Genomic DNA, 7639 nt, shown 5'->3' on the forward strand with positions numbered 1-7639 from the left:
ATCCCCCACCTTCGGCACATCCGCCACCTTCGGTACCGTCGACACGACAGGCGCCTCGGCGCCTGCGGCTTCCGCCGCTTCGGCCGCCTGGGCCGGGCTCGGGGCCGAGACCGGCGCGGGGGTCGGCGCGGCTGACGCGGCGGAAGCCTGCGAGAACTGCTTCCAGACCTCGATCGCGCGCAGGCGCTGCTTGGCCACGACCTGAATGCGTTCGCGCAAGTGCTCGTCGCGCGCCAGCAGGGCGTGGAAATCGCGCGAAGACAGCATCAGCAGCTTGCTGTAGCCCAGCGACGTCACATCCGGCGTGATCTGCTGTTCGCCCAGCAGCCCCAATTCCCCGAAAAATTCGCCACTGCCCAGTTCGATCATGGTGTGGTCGGGCAGATGCACGGCCACGGCGCCAGACGCCACAAAGCACATTTCCTCGCCATGGCGGCCCTGGGTCAGCACGCGCTGGTCGGGCAACGACAGCCGCGGCTTGAGCAGCTTGCTGATCGCGCGCAGCGAATCGGGCGACAGGCCCTCGAACAGCGGCACGCGCTTGATCAGCTCGGCCGCGCTCATTTCGATGTCCAGCGGCGGATGCGTGTCGATATGCGCCCAGCGGCTCTTCAACTGCGCCATCAGGTCCGCATAGACTTCACCGCTGATCAGGAACTGCTCAAGCATGTCGCGGTAGCGGATGCGCTCGAGTTCGCGCGCCACGCGGCCCAGATAGCTTTCCTGCAGCCACTGCGCGTAGGAGGGGTACTGCAGATTCAACGCCTGCATGGCGCTTTCGATCAGGTCCAGGCGGCGCTGGTGCAGCGATACGATGCGCTGGGTGGCGGCTTCGCCCAGCAGGGGCGTGACCTGCTCGCGCGCGAACACGATCAGCCGCTGCGCGACGGAGCGCTTGCTCATCAGGTTGGCGAACCGCTGGCCAAGCTCGCGCGCCAACCAGCCTTGGAAGCCGAACAGGTAATGCATGCGCAGCGCCAGGCGAAAGCCCGTGGAATAGCGCACATCCGCCACGATGGCGCGTTCAAAGCCCGGCACCCCGCCCAGGCGGATGGCGTCCTCCAGCCGTTCGGCCCGCGCCAGCAGGGCCTCGGCCATGCGCCAGTCCACGATCTGCGCCTTCAAAATGTCGAAGAACATTTCCTCTTCGCGCTGCGCCACGATGGCCAGGCCCACGGCCACTCGCTGCTCGTCGCTCATCTGCCCGACCTGGCCGTCATGCACGCTGGTCAGGCTGGCGTCGAACACGGCGCGGATGCGGTCGCGGACCTCGGTGCCGATGTGCTCGGTCTTGGCCACTTCGTCGGTCTTGCCTTGCAGGTCTTCCAGCGCCACGGCCAACGCCTGGTTGCGGATGGTGCGTTCCACCGACGACAGCTGGTTCAGGCCCAGCATGCGGATCAGCGGCCGCAGGCTGATGCCGTTGATGAACAGCGTCAGCAGCACGTAGCTGGTCGTGGCCACGGCAATGAACTGGCGCGCCTCTTCGGGCACGCCGGTTTGCTCCGTCACGGCCAGCGCCAGCGCCAGCGACACGGCCCCGCGCAGTCCGCCCCACAGCATCACCACCTTGTACGGGTTGCTGACCTTGGTGCCCAGGCGGGTCAGCCCCAACAGCGGCAGCAGGCCGAACACCACGATGGCGCGCGCGATCAGCGTCGCGACGAACACCACGGCCACCAGCACCAGTTCCTGCCAATCGGCGGCGGCCATCAGCTTGGGGATCAGCATGGCCGCGAACAGGAAAATCAGCGAATTGGCCCAGAACCCGAACTGCTCCCAGGCGCTGGACAGATATTCGAAGGTGGTGGGCGACATGCGCGTGCGGCCCGTCGACCCCACGACCAGGCCCGCGATCACGGTGGCGACCACGCCCGAGACGTTCAGGTAGTGCTCCGAGATGAAGAAGGACAGGTAGGCCAGCGTCAAGGTGAGCGTGATCTCGGCCGTGGGAAAGCCGCGCAGCCACGCGAACAGGAAGCAGGCCAGCCGCCCCATCGCGAAACCGGCGATGCCGCCCCCGATGAAGTGCACGATGAAGTCGTTGAAGATGCCGCTGACGGTCAGTTCGCCGTGGCCGCTCAGCACGGCCAGCAGCACGGAGTACAGGGCGATGGACGCCGCGTCGTTGAACAGGCTTTCGCCTTCGACCAGTGTTGTCAGCCGCTTGGGCGCGCCCACCTCGCGGAAGATGCCCACCACGGCGACCGGGTCGGTCGTGGCGACGATGGCGCCCAGCAGCAGGCAGACCACCAGGCCGTAGGGCGAGATCGCGTCCAGCGTCACCCCGACCACGACCGTGCACACCACCACGGCCACGATGGCCATCATCAGGATGGGGCCGATGTCGTCCATCAGGCGGCGCACGTTCATGGACAGCGCCGTCTCGAACAGCAGCACCGGCAGGAACACCATCAGGAAGGTTTCCGACGAGATCTCGAAGCGTTCCAGCGAATCCAGGAAGTCGCCGATCCAGCTGGGCGCCCAGCCGTGCACGTGAATGATGATGCCCAGCAGACAGCCGACGATAGCCAGCAGCACCGAGTACGGCAGCTTGAGGCGGCCGGCCAGCGGTGGCATGAAGCAGACCAGTGTGAGCAAACCGGCCAAGCCGAAAACAAGAAAACCTACATCCATGGATAGCGCCGCGTCCCGATCATGAAGCGTGTGAGAAGTTTCCCAAGAATAGCGGCTTTTTTCTCAGGCTCCTGCCGGCAAACGGAGGAGAATCATTCAGAACGCACGTTTCGTTACCCCAAGCCGGCCAAGAAATATGCGCCACGCCCTGTTTTTTGGGTAATGTGCAAACGGTATCCACTTCGCAGGAGCGGCACTTGCCCCGCGTCCATTCCCTGGCCCGGCGCCAACACGCGCCCGCCATGCTCGTCCAGCTGACCGACAGCCATTTGTTCGGCGAACCCGACACCGCGATGCTGGGCGTCAATACCGATGCGAGCCTGCGCGCCGTACTGCGCCAGATCGAGGCCGACGGCAAGCACCCCGACCTGTTGATGGCCACGGGCGACCTGTCGCAAGACGGGGAAGCGGCTTCGTACCGGCGCTTTGCCGCCATCCTGGGCGAGTCCGAGGCATTGGCCCGCGCGCAGATCCGCTGCCTGCCGGGCAATCACGACCAGCCGGCCGTGCTGCGCCAGGAATTGCCGCAATGGTCGGCGCCGGTGACCGACGTCGGCGCCTGGCGTGTCGTGGCGCTGGACACCACGGTGCCCGGCTCCAATGCCGGCCACTTGCCCGACAGCCAACTGGACATGCTTGAGTCCGCCCTGGCGGACGCGCCGGGCCGCCACACCCTGATCGCGATGCATCACAACCCGATGCAGATCGACAGCCACTGGCATGACTCGATGATGATCGACAATCCGCAGGCGCTGTTCAAGCGCCTGGCCCGCTTTCCGCAGGCGCGCGTGTTGCTGTGGGGCCATGTGCATCATGAGTTCGACCGCCGCCGCCACAACCTGCGCATGCTGGCCACGCCGTCGACCTGCTTTCAGTTCAGCATCCGCGACGGCAAGCACGTGGTCGACAACATGGCGCCCGGCTACCGCTGGATCAAGCTCTATGAAGACGGGTCGATGGCCACCGGCGTGCGTCGCGTGCAGGACGCGCTGTGGCATACGGCGCTGGCGCCGGACGACGCGCAAGCCGCATAACGAGCGGGCATAAAAAACGGGGCACCAAGATATGCATGGTGCCCCGCAAGCATCCGTCTCATAGGGGAGGGGAAAGAGGAGAAGCCGAGACGGATGACAAGACTGCTAACCGAAGTTCGCGGTCTACATGAAGTTAGTCGGCGCGATCCCCATTAAGTTTCTGCAATCACGCAAAATTAAGGGCCGAATTTGTATCAATTTATTGATCGATTGTGGCGCTTGTGCCGCCGCGGCATGCCCGAGCGGCCGCGCGCAAAGAAAAGGGCCGCTTGCGCGGCCCTTCTTGCTGATTGACGCAGCGGGGGAACCCGGCGGATCAGGCGGCCAGGTTGCCGCGCATCTTCTTCAAGGCGGCAGCTTCGATCTGGCGGATGCGTTCGGCCGACACGCCGAACTCCTGCGCCAGTTCGTGCAGCGTGGCGCCACCGTCATCTTGCAGCCAGCGGGCCTCGACGATACGGCGCGAGCGGGCGTCCAGCGCTTCCAGCGCGGTGGTCAGCCCCGTGCTTTGCAACTGGTCGCGCGCAGCGCGTTCCAGCACCCGCGTCGGTTCCTGGCGGCCATCGTCGGACAGGTAGGCGATCGGCGCGTAGCTGTCGTCGTCGTCGTCCTGGTTTTCCAGCGACATGTCGCGGCCGGACAGGCGCACTTCCATTTCGCTCACGTCTTCGCGGCGTACGTTCAATTCGCGCGCGATGTGATCGACCTGCTCCGGGTCCAGCGTCTGGCCATCGGGGCGCATGCTGCGCAGGTTGAAGAACAGCTTGCGCTGGGCCTTGGTGGTCGCCACCTTGACCAGGCGCCAGTTGCGGATGATGTATTCGTGGATTTCGGCCTTGATCCAGTGCACGGCGAACGACACCAGGCGCACGCCGCGCTCGGGGTCGAAACGCTTCACGGCCTTCATCAGGCCGACGTTGCCTTCCTGGATCAGGTCGGCGTGCGGCAAGCCATACCCGAGGTACTGGCGGGCAACCGACACCACCAGGCGCAGGTGAGACAGAATCAGCTCGCGCGCCGCGCCCAGGTCTTCCTGGTCGCGCAGGCGACGGCCCAGCTCGGTTTCACGCTCGGCGGACAGGACCGGCAGGCGGTTGACCGAAGAGATGTACGCGTCGATCGTGCCAAGTGCGCCCGGATTGGCAATGGCCAACGCCAGGGCGTTGCCGGAAGCGGCCAACGAGGTACTGGGTTGTTTCATAGCGGGGGTCTCCGGAAAGCGAAGGGGTAACGACATGGATTCGATGTTAGCACTCTAGTAAAGGGAGTGCTAATTCGACTATTGCGGTGCGTCAAAGTTTCACCAGGATTATGCGTCCCTGTTTATTTTTGACCGTCCATTTGCATGACGCCTCCCGGCGGAGGGGGCCTCAGGCGCCTAGGCGGATTCCCTACCAACCCAGGCGTTTCAGGCCTTCTGCGGTGGCCTCGCCGTCCGGGCGGACGAACAAGGCGCCGCGGGGGTCCATGAACACCTGGTATTTCGCGCCATCGAACAGCGGCATATAGGCACCGCTTCCAAATTGGACATCGACAAAGGGGAACCAGTTCGGAAAACTTTTCTTCAAGGACCCCAGATCAGGGGCCGGCCAGTCATCGAGCGCGTGGACCGAACGGGTGGCCGACGCCTCGCGCGCCGTGTCGCTATAGCGCCCGGACAAGCGCTCCAACCGGTACAGCGGCGGCACGCCCGCCATCAGCGCAGGCAGCTTCCACCGCACGACCCGGGCATCGATCTGCCACTGGTCGCCGTACAGCACGTATTGCTTGGGGCTGATGCCGGGCGCCGTGGCCGTGACCTGGAACTGGCCTTCGGCCTGCTGGCGCACCTCGATGCGGGCCACGGATTCGTCCGTGGTCAGCCGGAAGAACTGGACCAGCGACAGCGCCAGCAACCCCGACACGCATCCCAACAGCACCAGCATCAGGCCGAACAGGCGCCGCACCGGCCGGAACTGGAACTTCTTGCGGCCGCGTTCGTCGCGGGGGCCGCCCCGGCCCAGCAGCATGGCCAGGCCCGGCAGCAGGACGACGACGGCGCCCAGAAGTATCCAGACAAAGGGAGCGATACCGTTGATCAAATCAGGCGTTCCTATTCAAGCTAGCCGCGGGTCCCTGCGGGCGCGCCCAGGGCGCCACGCGCCTGCCGCGGCAGGCTCCCCAGTATAGAAGCGCGTCTTCAGGCCGCCGGCTTTCCAAGCCGTTCGACGTGAAACCGGATGTGATCTTCAATAAAGGTGGAGATGAAGTAGTAGCCGTGGTCGTAACCCGCGTGGCGGCGCAGCGTCAGCGGCTGATCGGCGGCGGCGCAGGCCGCCTCGAATACGTCGGGATACAACTGCTCGGCCAGGAATTGGTCTGATTCGCCCTGGTCGATCAGGATGCCGGCGGGGAAGGGCCGCGTGAGGCCTCGCATCAAGGCCGACGCGTCGTACGCGGCCCAGTCCTGGACGTTGTCGCCCAGGTAGGCGCCGAACGCTTTCTTGCCCCACGGGCATAGGCTGGGCGCGGCAATGGGCGCAAACGCCGACACCGAACGGAACTTGCCGGGGTTGCGCAGCGCTAGCACCAGCGCGCCGTGGCCACCCATGGAGTGGCCGAAAACGCCCGTGCGCGACGCGTCGCCGGGCAGGGTGCCGCCAGTGACGATGCCATGCAGTTCGTCAGTGACATAGCTGTACATGCGGTAGTGGTCGCGCCAGGCGGGCGTGGTGGCGTCCACGTAGAAACCGGCGCCCGTGCCCAGATCCCAGCTTTCGTCTTCGCCGGGCACATTGGCGCCGCGCGGGCTGGTGTCCGGGGCAACCAGCATGACGCCCAGTTCGGCCGCCAGGCGCTGGGCGCCCGCCTTGATCATGAAGGTCTCTTCCGTGCAGGTCAGGCCCGCCAGATAGAACAGCACCGGCACCGGGCCGTGCTCGGCTTGCGGCGGCACGTAGACCGAAAAGCGCATGGGCAGGCCGATGGCCGCGGACTCATGGCGGTAGTAGCGCTGCGTGCCGCCAAAGCACCGATGCTGGGAAATGAGTTCCAAGGCCACAGGCATGGATTTTCTCCGGTCAGGGGGTGAAAAAAAACGTCTGCGGGTTAGGGTATATCCACGGTACGACGTTCCGTCGCCAAATGTTAACCTGCCCCTCATACGGGCCCGGCGGTAAAAAAAGAAACGATTCCGTGCCCATATTGTGATCACGGGACTTGACCAGCGCCCACCGTGGCACTATTTATATACCGTGAGCGAAGACAACCCGTTCTTCCAGATACGCAAGCCCTGACACTATGGCCCGTCTGCCCCGTCTGTACGCCCCCGGGCTGCCCCAACTGGTGCAGGCCAACTTCATTTCGCCGCTGGCCGCGCCATCGCAGCCAGCGCCCGCCGATATCCTGAACCAACTGGCCACGTGGCTGGGCGAATCCGCCCAACGCCACCGGGTCTCGGTTCACGGCTGGCTGCTTGCCAACGACCGCATCCTGCTGCTGGCCACGCCGGCCGACGAAGAAGGCCTGCCCAGGCTGATGCAGACGCTGGGCCGCAATCTGGCGGCGCGCTTGCGCGGCGGCCGGGTGTTCGCGGGCCGGTACCGGTCCGCCCTGCTGGAACCCGGCGCCTGGGTGTTGCCCGCGCTGGTCTGGCTGGAAACCTACCCGGTGCGCAGCGGCGCCTCGCAAGACCCCGATTCGTGGCCCTGGTCCTCAGCGGCCAGCCACACGGGCAATACCACGGCGGCACCCGCGCAGTGGCAATCCGATCACGCCGATTATTGGGCTTGCGGCAATACGCCGTTCGACCGTCAGGCCAATTACCGCAAACGTCTGCAGGATGGCCTGTCGCGCGAGGAAACGCAGCGCATCGATCAAGCCGTCTCCGGCCAATGGGCGCTGGGCGGCGCAAACTTCATCGCCAGCCTGGCCCATACGGCCAGCCGGCGCGTCGCGCCCGGCCAGCGTGGCCGGCCGCGCAAGAAGCC

At 65.5% G+C, this 7639-nt stretch carries 6 protein-coding genes; 2 read left to right on the top strand and 4 right to left on the bottom strand.

The annotated features are described in order from the left end of the window. Positions 1-2637, bottom strand: a 2637-nt coding sequence (locus tag ACO6D5_RS15415) for a cation:proton antiporter (protein WP_485825857.1), incomplete at its 3' end; no start/stop codon positions are given. 242 nt (positions 2638-2879) lie between these two features. Between ACO6D5_RS15415 and ACO6D5_RS15420 the strand changes: the two genes are divergently transcribed. Further along, positions 2880-3671 carry a phosphodiesterase gene (locus tag ACO6D5_RS15420; RefSeq protein WP_485825870.1) on the top strand — a complete coding sequence of 264 codons (792 nt, stop codon included), beginning with the start codon at positions 2880-2882 and terminating at the stop codon, positions 3669-3671. Positions 3672-3987: 316 nt separating this feature from the next. Here ACO6D5_RS15420 and rpoH read toward each other — a convergent pair whose 3' ends face one another. From rpoH to fghA, 3 genes are all read right to left on the bottom strand, one after another. Continuing rightward, positions 3988-4908 carry an RNA polymerase sigma factor RpoH gene (gene rpoH, locus ACO6D5_RS15425; protein ID WP_485825858.1) on the bottom strand — a complete coding sequence of 307 codons (921 nt, stop codon included), beginning with the start codon at positions 4906-4908 and terminating at the stop codon, positions 3988-3990. Between the two features lie 154 nt (positions 4909-5062). After that, positions 5063-5752, bottom strand: a complete 690-nt coding sequence (locus ACO6D5_RS15430) for a hypothetical protein (protein WP_485825859.1) — start codon at positions 5750-5752, stop codon at positions 5063-5065. A 98-nt stretch (positions 5753-5850) separates the two neighbouring features. Continuing rightward, a complete protein-coding gene (gene fghA, locus ACO6D5_RS15435; protein WP_485825860.1) occupies positions 5851-6717 on the bottom strand; it encodes an S-formylglutathione hydrolase in 867 nt (288 codons plus the stop codon). Positions 6718-6950: 233 nt separating this feature from the next. Between fghA and ACO6D5_RS15440 the strand changes: the two genes are divergently transcribed. Then, the coding region (locus tag ACO6D5_RS15440) for a transposase (RefSeq protein ID WP_485825861.1) at positions 6951-7639 on the top strand (689 nt) is incomplete at its 3' end.

The organism is Achromobacter sp., from assembly GCF_057314935.1.